Origin of the sequence: Amycolatopsis sp. ATCC 39116, assembly GCF_000231075.2 — a bacterium.
GTDB lineage: Bacteria > Actinomycetota > Actinomycetes > Mycobacteriales > Pseudonocardiaceae > Amycolatopsis_E > Amycolatopsis_E tucumanensis.
In genome coordinates, this window is record NZ_AFWY03000012.1 from 96,888 (window position 1) to 114,792 (window position 17,905).

Annotated in this window: 10 protein-coding genes; 4 read left to right on the forward strand and 6 right to left on the reverse strand. The window is 66.9% G+C overall.

Translation table 11 applies throughout. The features are described 5' to 3' along the window. The first annotated feature begins 476 nt into the window (after window positions 1-476). The gene (locus AMY39116_RS42990) at window positions 477-10,694 is read left to right on the forward strand and encodes a LamG-like jellyroll fold domain-containing protein (RefSeq protein ID WP_235716146.1); all 10,218 of its coding nucleotides are present in this window, start codon (window positions 477-479) and stop codon (window positions 10,692-10,694) included. 106 nt (window positions 10,695-10,800) lie between these two features. Beyond that, window positions 10,801-11,922 carry a hypothetical protein gene (locus AMY39116_RS46135; RefSeq protein ID WP_157358570.1) on the forward strand — a complete coding sequence of 374 codons (1,122 nt, stop codon included), beginning with the start codon at window positions 10,801-10,803 and terminating at the stop codon, window positions 11,920-11,922. On the opposite strand, the gene AMY39116_RS0316155 is transcribed toward AMY39116_RS46135, so the two are convergent. Continuing rightward, window positions 11,882-13,030 carry a hypothetical protein gene (locus AMY39116_RS0316155; protein ID WP_020418678.1) on the reverse strand — a complete coding sequence of 383 codons (1,149 nt, stop codon included), beginning with the start codon at window positions 13,028-13,030 and terminating at the stop codon, window positions 11,882-11,884. The genes AMY39116_RS46135 and AMY39116_RS0316155 overlap by 41 nt on opposite strands. A 212-nt stretch (window positions 13,031-13,242) precedes the next feature. On the opposite strand from AMY39116_RS0316155, the gene AMY39116_RS48120 reads away from it, so the two are divergent. Together AMY39116_RS48120 and AMY39116_RS45025 are read left to right on the forward strand one after the other, a co-directional pair. Further along, the gene (locus AMY39116_RS48120; RefSeq protein WP_369794314.1) at window positions 13,243-13,614 is read left to right on the forward strand and encodes a hypothetical protein; all 372 of its coding nucleotides are present in this window, start codon (window positions 13,243-13,245) and stop codon (window positions 13,612-13,614) included. Continuing rightward, entirely contained in the window at window positions 13,607-13,990 is a 384-nt protein-coding gene (locus AMY39116_RS45025) for a GntR family transcriptional regulator (RefSeq protein ID WP_020418680.1), read from the forward strand. The genes AMY39116_RS48120 and AMY39116_RS45025 overlap by 8 nt, the downstream gene beginning before the upstream one ends. A 34-nt stretch (window positions 13,991-14,024) precedes the next feature. Here AMY39116_RS45025 and AMY39116_RS0316170 read toward each other — a convergent pair whose 3' ends face one another. From AMY39116_RS0316170 to AMY39116_RS0316190, 5 genes are read right to left on the reverse strand one after another with little or no spacing between them, the layout of a single operon-like run. Further along, window positions 14,025-16,124, reverse strand: a complete 2,100-nt coding sequence (locus tag AMY39116_RS0316170) for a cell division protein FtsK (RefSeq protein ID WP_020418681.1) — start codon at window positions 16,122-16,124, stop codon at window positions 14,025-14,027. Then, window positions 16,121-16,912: a hypothetical protein gene (locus AMY39116_RS0316175; protein WP_020418682.1), complete on the reverse strand. Its 792-nt coding sequence runs from the start codon at window positions 16,910-16,912 to the stop codon at window positions 16,121-16,123. Before AMY39116_RS0316175 ends, AMY39116_RS0316170 begins: the two co-directional genes overlap by 4 nt. Then, entirely contained in the window at window positions 16,909-17,238 is a 330-nt protein-coding gene (locus AMY39116_RS0316180) for a hypothetical protein (RefSeq protein WP_020418683.1), read from the reverse strand. Before AMY39116_RS0316180 ends, AMY39116_RS0316175 begins: the two co-directional genes overlap by 4 nt. After that, window positions 17,235-17,573 (reverse strand): WhiB family transcriptional regulator, encoded by a 339-nt coding sequence (locus AMY39116_RS0316185; protein ID WP_020418684.1) that lies wholly within the window; start codon window positions 17,571-17,573, stop codon window positions 17,235-17,237. Before AMY39116_RS0316185 ends, AMY39116_RS0316180 begins: the two co-directional genes overlap by 4 nt. Then, the gene (locus AMY39116_RS0316190; protein WP_020418685.1) at window positions 17,570-17,848 is read right to left on the reverse strand and encodes a helix-turn-helix domain-containing protein; all 279 of its coding nucleotides are present in this window, start codon (window positions 17,846-17,848) and stop codon (window positions 17,570-17,572) included. Before AMY39116_RS0316190 ends, AMY39116_RS0316185 begins: the two co-directional genes overlap by 4 nt. Between the last annotated feature and the right edge of the window lie 57 nt (window positions 17,849-17,905).

Genomic DNA, 17,905 nt, shown 5'->3' on the forward strand with positions numbered 1-17,905 from the left:
GCTACTTCCGTGTGCGAAAGGTGACGTCGCACACGGTGGTGGCTCATCCCCTCTTGTCGTAGCAAGGTGGAAAGTTTCAGACCGTAGGGCGCCGCGCTGCGATGGAATCGCGAAGTTGGCCCAGTCGTTCGGGTTGTTCCGGGCGGCACGGCGCTGGTTGTGAGTGGTCGTGTTCGCGGTCTCACTCGAATGTCGTACTTACAGGGGTGATCCGGTGGAGTAGATCACACTGAGGTGGCACTGTCGGTAAGCGACAGTCCAGGGCGGTTCGATGCCGCCTGCCCGTGCGTTGATCACGGTTCGGTCTCGGGTGAAACGTTTGCAAGGGTGCGCCATATATCGTCCGTGGGCCTGCTTGAGGCGGACGTCGCGAGAGTTACGTGGCGACCGTTGTTCGAAACGGCAATGTTGGTGTTTCCGCCTATCCCCTGGCAATCAGTTTGCCGTGGCTCTGGGCTGCGTGAGGGGTGTACGAGATGGTGCGCGCTGCGGTGCTGTGGGGTCATCGGTGCCTGATCTGGATCATGGTTGTGGTCCTCACCGCAGGCTTGGTCTCCGTGTTGCCGGGCACCCCGGCGGCCTTGGCGGCGAGCGGCAGCGTCCCCCAGCAGGAATGGGGCACGGCAGAAGGCCGCAGCCACGACGCACCGCCTGAGGCAACCAGCGCGATCACGGGCGCTGGCGGGCACAACGCGAAACCGGCCCCTGGTCTCGCGCCAGACGAGCGGTTCCCCTCTCCGGGGCTGAGCGATGCGGAGGTCGGCCGCACCACCGTGCAGGTCGGAGCCCCCGAGGCGGAGGAACCGGCTGAGGGGTTCAACGCGGCGACGAGTCGCGAGGACGTGAGCAAGCGGTCGGCCGACCGCCAGCTTTTCCGCAATGCCGACGGCACGATGACCCTGCGCAAGTACCAGAGCCGGGAGTTCTACCAGAAGCCGGACGGTTCGTGGGACAGGATCGACTCCACCCTGGTGGACGACCGTGGTGTGTGGCGTACGCGCGCGGACTCCAGCACCAAGCGCTTTGCCGACCAGGCAGACGAGTCGCAGGTGGTGTCCGTTCAGCTCGATGGCGGCACCTCACTCGCGTACGGCGTTGCGGATGCCGCGCCCGCGGAGGCGCAGGTGACCGGTGACGTAGTCAACTACCGTGAGGTCCGGCCGGGAGCTGACCTGGAGTTGCAAGCAGTTCCCGCCGGTGCCAAGGAAACGATCGTCCTCAAGGACCCGACCGCGCCGGCCGTGTGGGAGTTCCCGCTTCAGCTCAACGGTCTGACCGCCGCTCTGGACACTGCGGGTGCGGTTCAGCTCACCGACGCTGCCGGCACTGTTCAGGCCGTCATCCCGCCCGGGTTCATGGAGGACTCCGCGATCAACCCGCTCTCGGGCGAGGGTGCTCGCTCGACCGGCGTCACGTACGCGCTCGTCGGTGATCCCGCGCATCCGGTGCTGCGAGTCACCTTGGACCAGGCGTGGCTGGCCGATCCCGGCCGGGTCTTTCCGGTCAAGGTGGACCCGAGCGTCCTCAAGTACAGCAACGGCACCACCTACGTGCAGTCGCCCTACAACTCCGACTACTCGGGTGACCCGAATCTCAGTGTCGGTACCTACAACGGCGGGGCGAGCAAGGCCGCGGCCTACCTGAAGTTCGACTCGGTGTCTTCGGATCTGGCCGGCATGTACATACTCGGCGCCAAGCTGTGGATGTTCGAGACCTACGCCTACTCGTGCCAAGCCCGTCCGGTCACGATCCACCCAGTGACCGCAGGTTGGTCGGTGGGAGGAGCCAAGACCTACCCCGGTCCCGCCTTTGGCGCCGCAATCGCCGAAGCCTCCTTCGCGCACGGCTATGATCCCGGCACCTGTGGCTCGTCGTGGGTCTCCATCGACCTCGGTAACGCCGGCCGCGACCTGCTTCACGGTTGGACCCACGGCGCCCCCAACAACGGACTGACCGTCCGGGCCTCGGAAACGGACACCTACGGGTGGAAGAAGTTCGCCTCCGCCGCTACGCCTAACGCGCCGTACTTGGATGTCACCTTCACCGCCTACTGGGCCACCTACAGCCTCGGTGCGATGGACCCGGTCGTCACCACCTCCACCGATGGCGCGATGGCGGTCACCGTCACCAACGGTGGCCGGGATGTGTGGAGCCCGAACAACAATTACGCCCTGGGCTACCGGTTGTGGGACGCCAACGGCAACGAGCTCCCGGCGGAGATGACGGCGTGGACGAAGATGCCCTACGACGTCGCGCCTGGGCAGACCGTCACCCTCAACGCGAAGATCAAGTCGCTGCCGCCGGGCACCTACCAGCTGCGCTGGGACATGGACAACGTCGGGTACGGCCGGTTCTCCTGGGAGAACGTGCCGATGTCCGACAGGGTCACGTTCACTGTTCCGAACCAGACGCCGGTCATCGATTCGATGGCGCCGCCGAGTAACTACAACTCGACCACGCTGACGCCGACGCTGGCGATGAGTGGGCATGACCGGGATGTCTATCCCGGGCAGGGTGTGAACTACCACTTCAAGATCTGCGAAGCGGACAACGCCACCAACTGCCAGGACAGCGGGTGGATCGACTCTCCGGTGTGGTCGGTGCCGACGGGCTGGATGAAATGGTCGAAGACCTACATCTGGCAGGGCCAGGTCGGTGACCACCAGACCGAAAGCTTGTGGAGCGCCGGGTCCTACCTGTCGACCCGGGTGCCGCAGCCCGCGATCACCAGCCACCTGTCCTCTCTGGACGAGGGCGGAGTCGATCCGGGAGTGGCGAACTACACGACGCCGGTGACGGATGCGACGGTGGCCGCGGTGGGACCCGCACTGTCGGTGGTGCGCACCTACAACAGTCTCGACCCACGCAAGGACGGCGCGTTCGGTGAGGGCTGGTCCTCCCGCTGGGACACCCGGTTGGATCCGGATACGGATGGCAGCGGCAACGTGGTGCTGACGTGGATGAACGGTCAGCAGTCACGGTTCGGGAAGAACCCGGACGGGAGTTTCGCGGCGCCGCCGGGCCAGTTCGCCACCCTGCTCGCGGTTACGGGTGGGGGGTGGACGCTGCGGACGAAGGACGGCAGCCAGTACACCTTCGACGCCAGCGGCAAACTGACCTCTATGAAGGACGCGGCCGGCCGCGCCCAGACGCTGACCTATGACGGGGCCGGGAAGCTGGCGACGGCGACCGACGCCGCCTCCGGCCGGTCCCTGTCGTTCGTGTGGACCGGGGCACACGTCACGTCGGTGACCACGCATCCGGATCCGCAGCTGACCTGGTCCTACACCTATGACGGTGACCGGTTGACGCAGGTGTGCGACCCGCTGCAGGCCTGCACCACCTACGACTACACGACCGGCTCGCACTACCGCACGGTCACTATGGATGCCAATCCGCGCGGGTACTGGCGCCTGGCCGAAACGACCGGCACGACGGCGGTCAGCGACCAGCCCGGTTTCTGGGGCACCGCCGACGCCACCGCGACCGACCTGGCCTGGGGACAGGCTGGCCCGCTGGCGGGCAGCCCCACCACCGCGGCCGGGTTCAACGGCACCTCGAGCTTCGCACGCCTGCCGGATGATCTGGTGCGCAACTCGCACTACATCGGCATCGAGCTGTGGTTCAAGACCACCACCGCCGGCGGAGTCCTGTTCTCCACCGGCAACGACCAGCCTGGCGCCGCCAACCCGGGCGGGTCGATGCCGGTGCTGTACGTGGGCACGGACGGCAAGCTGTACGGGCATCTGTGGAACGGCAGCGTCAACGGCATCGTCACCCCGAACACGGTGACTGATGGCGCGTGGCACCACGTCGTGCTCTCCGGTGCCCAGAACACTCAGACCCTGTACTTGGACGGGGCCGCGGTCGGCTCGATGGCCGGGCAGCTGGCCAACATCGACCCCTACAACTTCGTGGGTGTGGGCGCGGTGTCCACCCGCGATTGGCCGGCGAAACCGGCTGGGACGTGGAGCTACTTCAACGGCAGCGTTGCCGAGGTCGCGCTGTACCACCAGCCTCTCGGGGCGACGACGGTGGCCGAGCACTACGCGGCGCGGGCGGCGAGCAACCAGCTGACCACGATCACCCGCCCCGGCGGCAGCGTCGCCGCTCACCTGACCTACAACGCCGCCAACGACCGCGTGGCCGAGTTCGGCGATGCCAACGGCGGCACCACCAGCTACACCAAGCCCACTGTGGACGGTGACGGGTTCCGCTACGCCACCAGCGTCGTCGATTCGGACCCGCACGCGAACTGGCGCCTGGGCGAGACCAGCGGCACCACCGTCGGCGGCGACCCCACGCTGTCGCGTGCGACGTATGTGCGGGGCAGCGGGGGCGGCACCACCCCGGGGCCGTTCACCGGCAGCCAGAGCCAGTGGCTGGATGGCACCAGCAGCTACATCCGGCTCCCGGACGACGCGGTGAACGGCACCAACCAGATCTCGGTCGAGCTGCTGTTCCGCACCACCACAACCTCGGGTGGCGTGCTGTTCTCCACGGGCAACGACACCCCGGGCACCGCCAATCCGGGCGGCGCCATGCCGGTGCTGTACATCGGCACGGACGGCAAGCTGTACGGGCACTTCTGGAACGGCTCCACCACGGGCATCGTCACCCCGAACCCGGTGAACAATGGCGCCTGGCACCACGTCACCCTCACCGGCGACCACAACACCCAGACCCTCTACCTCGACGGGCAACCGGTCGGCACGCTGGCCGGCGAGATCTCCAACATCGACCCCTACGCCTTCGTCGGCGCCGGCGCGGTCAACACCATGACCTGGCCCGCCCGCCCGACCAATGACTGGGGCTATCTGCCCGGCGCCGTGGCCCAGGTCGCGCTCTACTCGCGCAGCCTGCCCGCCGCCGAGGTCCAGGCCCACTGGACCGCCACCACCTCCAAAACCAGCTACCTCAACGCGGTGCGCGGCACCGGCCCGGTGGGGTGGTGGGGCCTGGAGGACGCCAACAACAGCCCCACCGCGGTCAACGACCCGGCCACCGTCACCGGCACCTCGACGAGCACCGCGCCGACGGCGAGCCCGGTGATGCGCGGCTCCAGCGGCTACGCCTTCAACGGCACCAGCTCCTACATCCGGCTCCCCGACCGGCAGGCCCAGGGCCGCACCCGCCTGGCGATCGAGATGTGGTTCCAGACCACCAGCCCGGGCGTGCTGTACTCCACCAGCGCGGCGAATCTGCCGGGCGCGGCGAACCCGTCCGGGGCGATGCCGGTGCTGTACGTGGGCACGGACGGCAAGCTGTACGGGCACTTCTGGAACGGCAACGTGGCCGGGATCGTCACCCCGGGGGTTGTCAACGACGGCAAGTGGCACCACGTCGTGCTCTCCGGCGACGGCGACATCCAGCGCCTCTACCTGGACGGCAATGTGGCCGGCACCGCGGTCGGGGACATCGACAACATCGACCGCTACGACCTGATCGGCGCCGGCGCGGTCAACGACCAGAACTGGCCCGCCAAACCCGCCGGGACGTGGAGCTACTTCACCGGCTCCATCGGCGAGGTGGCCTTCTACCACCGGCCGCTGGACTCGGCCAGCGTCAGCACGCACTACTCGGCCAAGGTCGCCGCCTACACCATCCAGGCCACCGACCCCGCCGCCAAGGTCACCACCTACACCTACGACCCGACTCGCAGCGGCCGGCTGGTCACCACCACCACACCCACCGGCGGCACCAAGGTCCTGGGCTACGACACCGGCGGCTACCTCAACCGCGTCATCGACGAGAACGGCCACGCCACCACGTTTGCCAACGACGCGCGTGGCAATGTGTTGTCACGGACGGTGTGCCGGGCGGCCGGGCCGAGCGACTGCTACAGCTCCTACCGCTCCTACTACCTCAACACCGCCGATCCGCTGGATCCGCGCAACGACAAGGTGACCGAGGACCGCGACGCACGCTCCGACTCCGCGGCCGACACCCGCTTCCTCACCAGCTACACCTACACCCCGACCGGTGAGGTCGCCACGGTCACGCAGCCGCCCACGAACGACGGCGCCACCCGGATCACCAGCAACACCTACACCGACGGCACCGAAGACGCCATCGGCGGCGGCATCACCCCGCCCGGTCTGCTCGCCTCGACCACCAACCCGGCGGGCGGGATCACCTGGTACGGCTACACCTCCGGCGGCGACGTCGCCCAGGTCGTCGACTCGGCCGGCGCGGTCACCAACTACGGCTACGACGACCTCGGCCGCCAGACCGTGAAGAAGGTCAGCGTCGCCGGCGGGACCACCGAAGACGTCACCATCTACGGCTACGACGACCTCAACCGCCTGGTCGGGCAGATCGACCCGGAAACCACCAACGCCGTCACCGGCACCACGCACCAGCGCCGCACCACCTGGGTCTACAACCCCGACGGCACCCTCGATTCGACCACGGTCGACGACATGGCGGGCCACGACCCGGCCCGCACCACCAGCTACACCTACGACGCCCACGCCCGCGTCGAAACCGTCACCGACCCCGCTGGCGGCGTCACGACTACCAACTACGACGCCTTCGGCGCCGTCGTACGCACAGTGAACCCGGTGGGGGTGGAGTTCACCGCGACCTACACCGACGCCCGCCACCAGCTCGCCACCCGCACGGTAAAGGGCTTCACCGGCGACGGCGGCGCCGCCCGCGACGTGGTGCTCGAGTCCCGCGCCTACGACCCCGCCGGCCGCCTGGCCAGCGTGACGGACGCGATGGGCCGCACCACCGCCTACACCTACTACAACGACAACACCCTCGCGACCGAAACCCTGCTGGGCTACACCGACCCGGCCACCAACCAGACCCGCGACGTCCAGCTCGCCCGCTACACCTACACCGGCACCGGACAGGTCGCCGTCGCGAGCAAGGCCGAGGGCCGCTACTCCACCACCACCGACTACGACCGCGCCGGGCTCGTGGTGGGCACCACCGACCGCGACGGCACCACCGTGCTGCGCTCCACCGCGCTCGCGCTGGACGCGCTGGGGAACCCGACCCGGGAGATCCACCGCAACGCCGACGGCAGCACCGTCGCCGACATCACCCACGGCTACGACACCTTCGGCCGCGAAACCGGCCGCGCCGTGGCCACCAGCCCCACCGAATCCCTGACCACCTGGATCACCCTCGACCCGCGCGGCAACATCACCTCCACCGTCGACCCGCGCGGCACGGTGCCCGGCGGCGACCCCGCCGCCTACACCACCAGCACCACCTACGACGAATACGACCGCCCCGTCACCACCACCGCACCCCCGGTGCCGGTCGAAACCGGCGGGCAACCGGCCACCACCGTCGCCCCGGTCACCACCACCGGCTACAACACCTTCGGCGAAGTCGTCGACGTCCGGGACCCCAACGGCAACGTCACCCACACCGACTACGACCTCGCCGGGCGCCCCACGGCCACCACGCTGCCGCCCTACACGCCACCGGGTGCGACCGAGCCGATCATCGCCACCCGCTCCATCGGCTACGACCTCGCCGGCCAGGTCACCTCGACCACCGACGGCCGCGGCAACACCACCACCTACGGCTACGACGAACTGGGCAACCAGCGCCGCAAAACCGACCCACCCGCCCTTTACGGCCAGGCCGGCGGCACCTGGATCGCCACCTACGACCCGCTCGGCGAACAACTCTCCGCCAGCGACCCCACCGGGGCGCAGACCTTCGCCACCTACGACGAGCTCGGCAACAAGATCACCAGCACCGTCGTCGAACGCGAACCCGCCCCCACTCGGAACCTGACCACCCGCTACACCTACGACACCCTCGGCAACCCGACCTCGGTCACCACACCCAGTGGTGTGACCACCAAGGCCACCTGGGACGACCTGGGTAACCAGCTCACCGCCGTGTCGGGTGCCGGGAAGACCACCACCAGCACCTACAACGGCGCCGGGCGCATCACCTCGGTCACCAACCCGCTGGGGGAGAAGACCACCACCAGCTACGACTGGGCCGGCCGCCTCACTAGCACCGCCGACCTCGACAGCGCGGGGACGGTGCTGCGCACCCGCGGCTTCGGCTACGACAACGCCGGCAACCAGACCAGCACCACCGACGCCCTGGGCAAAACCACCACCCAGACCTTCGACGCGGGCAACCGGCTCACCTCGGTCACCCGCCCGGTCTCGGCCACCGAGTCGATCACCACCAGTTACGGCTACGACGCCGCCGGCAACATCACCCGCTCCACCGACGGCAACAACCACACCACGGTCTTCACCGTCACCCCGTGGAACCTGGCCGAATCGACCATCGAACCGGCCACCACCCAGCACCCGAATGCTGTCGACCGCACCTACACCGCCAGCTACGACCGCAACGGACAGCTCGCCAGCCTGGCCAAGCCCGGCGGCGTGGTGATCACCAACAGCTACGACGCGCTCGGCAACATCACCAAGCAGACCGGCACCGGCGCCACCGTCGCCACCCCGGACCGCACCTTCACCTACACCGCCCGCGGTGACCTGCGCACAGTCTCCGCCCCGGGCGGCACCAACACCTACACCTACGACGACCGCGGCAACCTCATCTCCGCCACCGGCCCGTCCGGCGACTCCAGCGCCACCTACGACGGCGACAACCGGCTCGCCACCGCCACCAGCACCGCCGGGGTCACCAGCTACGGCTACGACACCGCCGGGCGCCTGGCCACCGCCGCCGACCCGCTCACCGGCACGGTCGCCAGCTACGGCTACGACAACGCCGACCAGCTCACCAGCATCGGCTACGGCACCGGCAACGCCACCCGCGGATTCAGCTACGACCCGCTCGGCCGCCTCACTAGCGACACCATCACCGCCCCCGGCGGCGCCGTGACCGCCTCAGTCAGCTACGGCTACGACCTCGAAGACCACCTCACCACCAAAACCACCACCGGCACCGCCGGCGCGGCCACCAACACCTACGGCTACGACGACGCCGGCCGCCTCACCTCCTGGACCGTCGGAAACACCACCACCCAGTACGGCTGGGACGGCGCCGGCAACCTCACCCGCGACGGCCCCGACACCGCCACCTACAACGAACGCAACCAACTCCAAACCAAGGGCAACACCAGCTACACCTACACCCCCCGCGGCACCCTCAACACCCGCACCACCAACGGCGTCACCACCCAACTGACCTTCGACGCCTACGACGAACTCACCACCGACGGCACCACCACCAACACCTACGACGCCCTCAACCGACTCACCACCACCGGCAGCACAGCGCTCACCTACGCAGGTACGAGCCGAAATATCATCGGCGAAGGAGAAAACGACTACACCTACACCCCGACGGGCGCGCTCCTCGGCGTCCAGCAAGGCAGCACAACATCCGCGGCGCTTACCGACCTGCACACTGACCTGACCACCCTGATCGACCCGATCTCAGGCAGCGTCGAAGGGTCGCGCAATTACAGCCCCTTCGGCGAGATCACCGCCAGCAGCGGGACGCAAAGCGCGCTCGGCTACCAGCACCAATACACCGACCCCAGCACGGGCAACGTAAACATGGGAGCCCGCTGGTACGACCCAACCACAGGGAGCTTCACCAGCCGGGACACCGCCGCGCTCGAACCACGTGATTTCACCAACGCGAACCGCTACGCGTACGGCGCTAGCAACCCGCTCACAAGGACCGACAGCACCGGAAACTACGCCCAATGTACGGCCGCGGTGCTCACCGGTCCTGCCGCGCCAGCCGTCGGCGGAGCTTGCGTGGCAGGAACCACACTTTGGATCCTCGGAGGGCTTCTCGTAGGGGCTCTCGCCGGCCTCGCAGGAGACTCGGCGCCCGCGCCGCGGCCGGCGCCAATTCCTTACATCCCGTACCCGACTATCGAGCACCCCTATAACGAAGTTGCCCGTCTGAGAGGTCGTCCAAAGCCCCCAGGTCCGCCCGCTCCTCCTACTACCTGCATGGGCAGAAGCTGCTCGAAGATTCCAGTTCCGTGGCCGGTCTACGGAAAGAAAAAGAAATCCAACGGCGCTACCACACCGGCCGGTGTTCTTGCCCAGATCATGCGTGATCTCGTTCACCAGCGCGTCGACGACGACGCCAAGAATCCGCATCCTCATGGTTGGGCCACCACAACGATCGCGCAGAGCATTCTGGACATTCTGAACGCCGTCACAGATGTCGACCTTGGCACTCTCGACCCAAGTGAAATTAATGGCGGAAACGAGCGCTTCGAACCGGGGGTCATCGGCGATGTCTCCAGCCCTGGACCGATCACGAAAGTCGCTAGAGGTGTAAGGGAGCAAAATTGCTTCAGCTCCCCCAATTCAGTCGTGGCTGAGATCGTCTATTACAACACTGACAGCCTGGGTCGAGCGACCGGAGCGCAGGGCTGTTTCAAGGGTCGCGTTACCGACCGTGATGATGAGCCACGGTTCACGCCGCCGGGGTGGAAAAAGGGGATGGATCGCGGGCACCTCATTGGTAACCAGTTCGGAGGAAGCAATACGCTTCCCCAGAACTTTGTTCCCTTGTATCCCGACCCAAACCAGATCGACATGAGAGCCTTTGAAAATGAGGTCGCCCGACGACTCAATAACGGGGAGCGAGTATTCTATACAGTAATTCCGGATTACGGCGGAACTGCCAATTATGTGCCGGACGGCGTCCAATTGTATCTCAGTAGCGGAAGTGGGAGCAGTTCGCGGTACGTCGTGAACAGGCCCTAGACTTGCGAGGTGCGCCCGGGTGCACAACCTAGATGCGGTGCCTCGGGTGCCATGTCCACCGCTTGGCTCCCGCCAGGGGAGTGTGTTGCAGAAGGAACGAGTTGGCGTGAACCGTATAGATGATCTGGCCAGCCTGCTTGGCGTGGAGCGTCAGGCGTGGCACGGGTTCAACTGGCCCGCGATCGAGCGCTCATTGGGCCTCGAGCTCCCTGCGGAGTACAAGGAAATTGCTGAAACGTTCCCCCGCGGTGAGTTCCAAGGTGCCGTGAAGCTGATCCGGCCGGGTGATGTTGACGGGGACGAAGATGACTACCTTGGGTATTTTGCTCACCGTCTGCAAGATATGCGCGAGTGGCGCAACGACGATCCGGGCAGGTTTCCGTTTCCGATCTATCCGGAAGAGGGGGGTCTGTTGCCGTGGGGGTGGACTTCGAGATCCGCGTTGTTATTCTGGAGAACTACTGGAAGTTGGGACAAATGGACGGTTGTGGTAGCTGACCCGACCTTTGAGAAATGGGTAGAGCTAGATCAGGGTCTTTGTGACTTTCTAATCGAGCTCGTCACGGGGAGAGTAGAGGCCGTCGACGTTCATGACTTAGGTGTGGCAGGTGGTCGTCCGACATTCGTTTATGAGAAGCCGTTGCCGGCGACCTCGCAGTCTTCAGGTATGGATTTCTGGGAAAGGATGCGCGGACCTGGGGGGGCTCCCGAATCCAATATTCCGGCGTTAGAATCGCTGTTGCCCTCGGAGGTGCTTCGCGCACAGTCTCCTGTGAATTGGACGCGAGCCCAAGAGAATATCGGCATATGGTTCCCGGCCGACTATCGTGAGTTTATGGAAACGTTCGGACCAGGGAATTTTATCGACCTTAAGATAATGGCTCCTGACATTTCGTCGGGGGATCTGGCGGCCTTCCTCGCTAAAAAATCGGAGGACGCGAGAAAGTGGCGCCGCAAGGGTGGAAGACCTCCAGTTTATCCCGAGAAGGGTGGCCTGATCGCCTGGGGGGAAACTTCGGATGGGTGGACTTGCGGGTGGGCGCCGGTGGGGCATCCCGATACCTGGGGAGTAGTCTTGGTAAGTCCACGCTTTCGTAGCGTCGACTACCTTCCTGAACTTTCCTTCAGTGCCTTTTTAGTCGCTTATGCTGACCCCGAAAAGTCACTCTTTCTCGGGCGGGATCAGCCTAATCGTACGCTGCCGTTATTTCAGCCATGCTTCGAATGATGAGGATTCGGTTGATTTGACGTTGTGAGCCAATGCTCGTCGCCATGGAAGCGGCCCTTCCGAGGTGCTTGGCGGCCTCTTCGCGTTCATCGTGCTTCAGCAGAGCGATGCCGAGGTCGACGCGCAGGCCGATTTCGGCTCGGGTGAACGTTGGGTCCAGTCTGTCGAGCGCCGAGGTGAGCACCTGGATTGCTTCGGGTTCCCCGACCTGCGCGAGAGCGTGACCGCGCCACCGGGAGAGATGGACGTCATCGAGGGCGAGGTACGGCTCAGCGGGTTCGGCGTCTCCTGCCGGCAGAAGTGCCGCGGCATGGTCGAACGCTCGAAGCGTCCGTGATCGATCGGAACCGTGAGCCAAGGCCTCGCCATGTGCGGCTGCGAGCCAGGCGCGGAGGTGGCGGCTCGCGGTCTGCTCGGCTGTGCGTCGCGCAGCGGCGAGGGCTTCGACGGCAGCGTCGGTCTCGCCGATGTCCAGCAGCGCGAAGGCTTGCTCGGCAGACGCGTGTGCGAGCCGCTGGGGATCGTTCGATTCCAGGGCTGCTGTTTTCGCCTGTTCGTAGTGTCGCCAGGCCTGGTCGGGGTTCCCGGCGTCGAGCGTCTGCCAGCCGAGCAGGGTGCAGAGCTCTGCCAACAGGCCGGCGAGTTGCTGTCGTGTGCTTGGTGACAGGCTGTGGGAGAGCAGCTGAGAGACCTGGCCGACCTTGATACTCACCTCGTCGCGGACCACGATCGCGCCGAGTTGGCGGTCGAGCCGGCGGATCTCGTCGAGCTGCCGTTTCAGGATGGCGATTACCTGGGGGTCGACCCGGCTGGACGATCGGAGGCGTTGCCGAAGTTCGTCTTCGGTGCCGGCGCGGGAAAGCTGGGTCTCGTCGGGTGGTGACAGCAGCTGTTCGATGGGCAGGTCGAAGATCCGTTCGAGCAGCCGGGCGGTCGCCGGCCGGGGGAGGCCGATCGGCGATCCATCGCTTTTGCGACCGCTGATCAGGCGCTTGAGATTGCGCTCGCTGAGGGTGCCGCTCTCGCCTGTTCGACGCGCGAACCGGCTCGCGTAGTCGAGGAACTCTGTCAGCGTCTCGCCGCGTTCTCGGATCTTCAGTTCGAGCACCGTCCGAGCCGGTTCTCGATTGGCTCTCATCTCGTCCTCCTTGCCGCGCCTTGGCGCGATATGGCCCGCTAGTGGCCTCCTGATGACACCTCGCCGCCGATCAGCTGATGGCAAGCTGATATCGAGTTTGACACAGCTGTTTCTCCTGATCGAGCCGATACCGATTCGACGAACCGATCAGCTCAAAGGGAGTTGCTGGAGGGGAGGTGGACATGCCCACTGAGTTGTTCTTGGCGAGGCCGGTCGCAGGTTCCGTGGGAGAACGCGAGCGGGTGGCGCACTTGATTCCGATGCCGCAGGAACCCGGGAGTCCTGCCTACTTGCGCGCCTGCTGTGGAGCACGTTTCGGGCCGGGCGAGCTGGAGTTGCTGGATCAGATCGCCGGCATGCCCTGCGAGGAGTGCCTGGTGAAGGCTCCAGGAGCCGAGAGCCCGGGGTTGGACCAGCTCGGCCCGGGGATCTTGGCGAGGCTGGCGGCGATCGAGTCGCGACTGGAGTCGTTCTCCACCCAGCTCGCTTCCGTCCTCGAGCTGGTTGCCGCACCGGATCGCAAGGCTGACCACGAGGACAACCGAGATGGCTGAGCTCGAGCCGTTCGACCCATCAGCTTGTCCGCCCGGGTACCTGTATCAGCAGTTGGCGGACTACGTCGCCCGGTTGATCGAGGCCGGGCGGCTCCCTCCGGAGGCTCCGCTGCCCTCGGAGCGGCGGTTCGCTCTGATGTACGGCGTGTCGCTGGGCACCGCCCGGCATGCCACCGAGCTGCTTCGCGAGCGTGGTCTGGTCGTGACCGTCCCGTCGAAGGGGACGTTCGTGACGGGTTCTCGGGGCGAGGCTGTTCTCCGCGAGGGTCGGCAGGATTCTGTTCGTGGTGACGAGGTTGGGCAGGCGCCGTCACAGCCGTCACATGGAGAGTTCGAGCAGGTCAATGGAGATGGCAACCCGTCACGAGCGGTGTGACGCCGTGACGGGTTGCCGGGACGGGTGAGACGGGTCAGGTGTCCTCGTTCCACGACTCGATCGCCTCGCGGATCGCGCGAGTGGTGTAGCCGCGGACCTGCCGGACGGTCCCGCTGTCATCCGTGACCCGTCCTCGTTCCGGCGGGCACCCGAGCTCGCCCATCTGGCGCCCGAACGCAGTCGGTTCCACGTCCAGTGCCTCGACCAGTTCGGCCGTCGGGACGAAGTCGCGCTCGTCCAGATCGCGACCGAGGTACTCGACGACGGCGGCGAGGGGCTCGGGCAACTCGGCTTGCGGCCGGGGCTTCGCGCCTCCGATCGCGCGGGCTACGCTCGCGTGGTCGAGGTCCGGGATTGCGTCCTGTCCCGCAGCGTGACCGGTCAACGTGCCGGCCTGTTCGCGCAGCGTCCTGCCCCGGCGGCAGATGGCCTGCCAGTCCTCGTTCGGCATGTAGTAGGTGCGAACTGTCATGGCCAGGGTGTCGCCAGAGGACTGCGTTTCGCCGTCGGGTCGCAGGATCCCGACACCTTTGTGCGAGGGGAGCAGTCTGCTGCTGTCGTAGCCTCGGGTGTTCATTTGTTCGCCGAGCACGATGTTGCTGTCCCGCCAGTCCATGACCCGCAGCGCGAAGCGAGAGCCGAGGACGGCACGCAGCCCGGACGGGATAGTTTTCGAGTCCGGCCGTTGGGTCGCCAGGACTAGCACGATGCCTGCGGCAGGTCCCTTCTTCGCCAGCCACGTCAGCAGTTCGCCGACGTACTCGCCGGCGGTGAGCTTCTTGCCCTGCACGTCAACCGGGGTGCGATCCTCCAGCGGGACCTGAACCTCGTCGATGAAGATCGCGGTGACCGGCATGTCGAGCGAGGGGTCGCGGGAGATCGCCGGGGTGATCTTGGATTCGGGGCAGATCTCGTCGTCGAGCTGCCGCATCCGCCGGTACCGACCCTGGACCTCGCCGACCAGTTCGACCAGCCAGTCCTTGAGCGCGAGGACGTGCTCGGGTTCGTCGCCGGACATGAAGCGGTGGGCGACCTGCGCGGCGGCGTCCCAGTCCTTGCCGGCCTTGAAGTCCGCGATGTACAGGCGCGTCCACGGGTCGAGGATCAGACCGGCGGCGGCGAGGCGGGCGGCGAACGTCTTGCCCTGGCGAGGGATGGCTCCGACCAGCAGCGAGGTCCACACCAGCGGCAGGTCGATCCGCCGGTTGCGGGCGTCGCGTCCGAACGGGACTGGCTGCCAGGCGTCCCATCGCTCCGCTTGCAGCAGCGGTGTTCGCAGGGGAGGGGAGGCGTAGGGGTCCGTGTCGGCGACCCACAGCGCTACCCGGCCCGCGTGCCCGCCGTTGCCGCGGACACGTTCGACGATCAGCTGGACCTCGTCCACCGCCAGCGCCGACGCCAGGGCCTCTCGATTCTTGATCACGTCGGCGGCCTTGCGAGTGGCGGGAAGGTCGACCGTGACGGCCCAGCCGTCGCCGACCCGGGTGACCCGCTCGACCAATCGCAGCATCTCATCCTTGCCGATCAGCTTGGCGTCGCGGAAGGCGTCGACCAGAACCTGCGGATCCATCGTCCAGGTCAGGGTCCGCGGACCGGCAAGCGCTGGTTTGCGACCAGGGCTGCCCTCCTTCCTCCGGCCGAGGACCGCGAGCCCCACAGAGCCGGCAGCCATCGTGAGCCAGAGCGGACGCGAACCCCAGATCAGCGCGATCGCCAAGCCGGCCAGCATCGCGGTGGCGATCACCGCCCCGGTCACGCGCCAGCGGAAGAGAGTCAGCGCGCGGATCTCGATGAACTTGTCCGCCAGCTTCTCCTGGTGCTCAGCGGCATCCCGGTACTCGCGCACCGTGACCCACCGCCGCCACCACCGCAGGCCAGCGATGGCACCTCGAACGACGGCGCCCACGTAGCGCCAAGGGGACTTCAGCAGTGCGACGATCAGATCTTTCAGCGCTTGACGGGCCTGCGCCTTGGACTTGAGTGTCGCGGGGACCCGTCGCGAGATCAGCCACCAGCGCCTGAGCCGATGCCACCGTGAACGCGGCCGCGGTTGGGGCAGCGTGTCGTCGACCAGTTCGGCGTCGTACACGGGCTCGGCCTTCTCGACCGCTTGTGAACGCTGCTGATCGTTCATGGCCGCACCTCACGAGCCAGAGCGTTGGCGAGCCGGGGCGACAGGCCGCGCGAACAGCCCGTCACCTCCCGGATCCATGCCGGACTGATCGTCACGTCCGGTGTCCACGCTGCTCGGGCCTGCTCGAGATAGTCGTCAAAGGACTTCCGGTGCTTGCTCGAAGTCCGTTTCGGACGCGGCGCGGAGGACGGCTTGTGAACGGTGCGGGGGCGCCGCTCGCTTGCCTCCGTGAACGCCACTGACGCGGCTTCAGTGAGCTTGTCGCGTAGGTCGGTGACTGCTTCGGCGGCGGCGAACACCACCAGCGGTGGCACCGAATGCAGGACCACCGCGGACACCGATCCTGCCGCGTACGACGACCAGGTGTTCATGACGTAGGTCGCGGCGAGCGTGAGCCACTTCGCGCACCGGACCCAGCGGCCGGTCCGGACCTGATATCGCGAGGTGACCTGCTCGGCGCGCAGGATCGCCAGCAGCACCAGGGACACGGTGGGGTCGAGCAGCCAGGCGATCAGCCACGGCGTGGACCACGGGGCCGACCCGGCGGCCGCGAAGTGCTGAACGTTGGCCATCGTGAACGCGAGGCCCAGCGCGATGCCTGTCCAGCACAGCCGGTCGACCTGCTTGCGGACCCGCTCGACCTGCAGAGCGATGACGTCCGGGTGCGTCTGATAGGCGCGAACCTCCGCAGCCTCCGCTGCGTCTCGGGCGAGGCGCCGGGCGCGGGTGAGGTCGGCGGGTGGCCGCCGCGGGGCGGCCACCCGGTTCTGATGGTCCGTCTGGTTCATCGCCCATCACCTCGCGAGCGCCTGGTGCCGAGGTCGGTGACGGTCAACGCGCGGGTGAGGACGTAGGCGGCGATGAGGTCCGGCAGCGCCAGCGCGACCAGCCGCAGCGTGGTGTCGGTGGAGTGCGTGAACACCAGCCACTGGATGCCGACCAGGCCGGCGGTCATCAACAACACTCGACCGGCCAGTGACACAACGCGGGCGCCGTCCCGTGCCCGTTCGGCGGCCTTGCGGGCGCGGCGCGCGCCGGAGCGCCAGACCATCAGGAGGAGCAGAATGCCACCCGCACCGACGACCATCTGGGAAGTCGTGAGGTTGACGTTCATCGGGCGCCTCCCTGCGGGTGACGTCGCCACTGCCAGAAGCGGTGCACCTTTCGACGGTCGGCGTCGGCAAGCCCGCCCCAAACGCCGACGGTGTGCTCGCCGGCGACGCGGAGTTCCAGTTCGAGGCACGAGTTCACGACCGGGCAGCCCGCGCACGACCAGGCCGCGAGTTCGCGGTCGGGGCCAGTCTCACCGGACAGATCGGGCATCTCGTCGCGGTCGAACACCCAGAAGCACAGGCCCTCGTGGGTCACGACGTCGGCGAGAACCTCGTCCGGAACGGGGGCGAAGCGGTCCAGGCGCTTGGCGATGGCGGCGTAGTCATCGGGGGTCATGACGCACCTCCGGTCAGCCGCTCGATGGCGCGAGCCGTGCGCCGCTCGGCGGCCATCCGGGCCACATCGACACAACCTCCGGTCTCGGCGGCCTCGGCGATCAGCTTGTCCAGGGCCGCGGCCGGCACGACGTAACGGCTGCGGACCCGGACAGCGGGGAACGCGTCGTCCCGGATGGCGCGATAGAGGGTGGCCGCGTCAACCCGGAGGATCCGGGCCGCTTCTTTGACGGTGTAGAAGGCCGGGCGGCCTTCATTGGGCACAGGGGTACTCATGGAGGATTCCTTCAAATGATTTCGGCGGGAATATGAGCTGATATCAGCTCATTGTGA

Bases quoted from the DNA above. Each gene is read 5' to 3' on its own strand.
- AMY39116_RS42990 (WP_235716146.1), top strand. From the start codon at position 477: ATGGTGCGCGCTGCGGTGCTGTGGGGTCATCGGTGCCTGATCTGGATC.
- AMY39116_RS48120 (WP_369794314.1), top strand. From the start codon at position 13,243: ATGCCCACTGAGTTGTTCTTGGCGAGGCCGGTCGCAGGTTCCGTGGGA.
- AMY39116_RS45025 (WP_020418680.1), top strand. From the start codon at position 13,607: ATGGCTGAGCTCGAGCCGTTCGACCCATCAGCTTGTCCGCCCGGGTAC.
- AMY39116_RS0316170 (WP_020418681.1), bottom strand. From the start codon at position 16,124: ATGAACGATCAGCAGCGTTCACAAGCGGTCGAGAAGGCCGAGCCCGTG.
- AMY39116_RS0316175 (WP_020418682.1), bottom strand. From the start codon at position 16,912: ATGAACCAGACGGACCATCAGAACCGGGTGGCCGCCCCGCGGCGGCCA.
- AMY39116_RS0316180 (WP_020418683.1), bottom strand. From the start codon at position 17,238: ATGAACGTCAACCTCACGACTTCCCAGATGGTCGTCGGTGCGGGTGGC.
- AMY39116_RS0316185 (WP_020418684.1), bottom strand. From the start codon at position 17,573: ATGACCCCCGATGACTACGCCGCCATCGCCAAGCGCCTGGACCGCTTC.
- AMY39116_RS0316190 (WP_020418685.1), bottom strand. From the start codon at position 17,848: ATGAGTACCCCTGTGCCCAATGAAGGCCGCCCGGCCTTCTACACCGTC.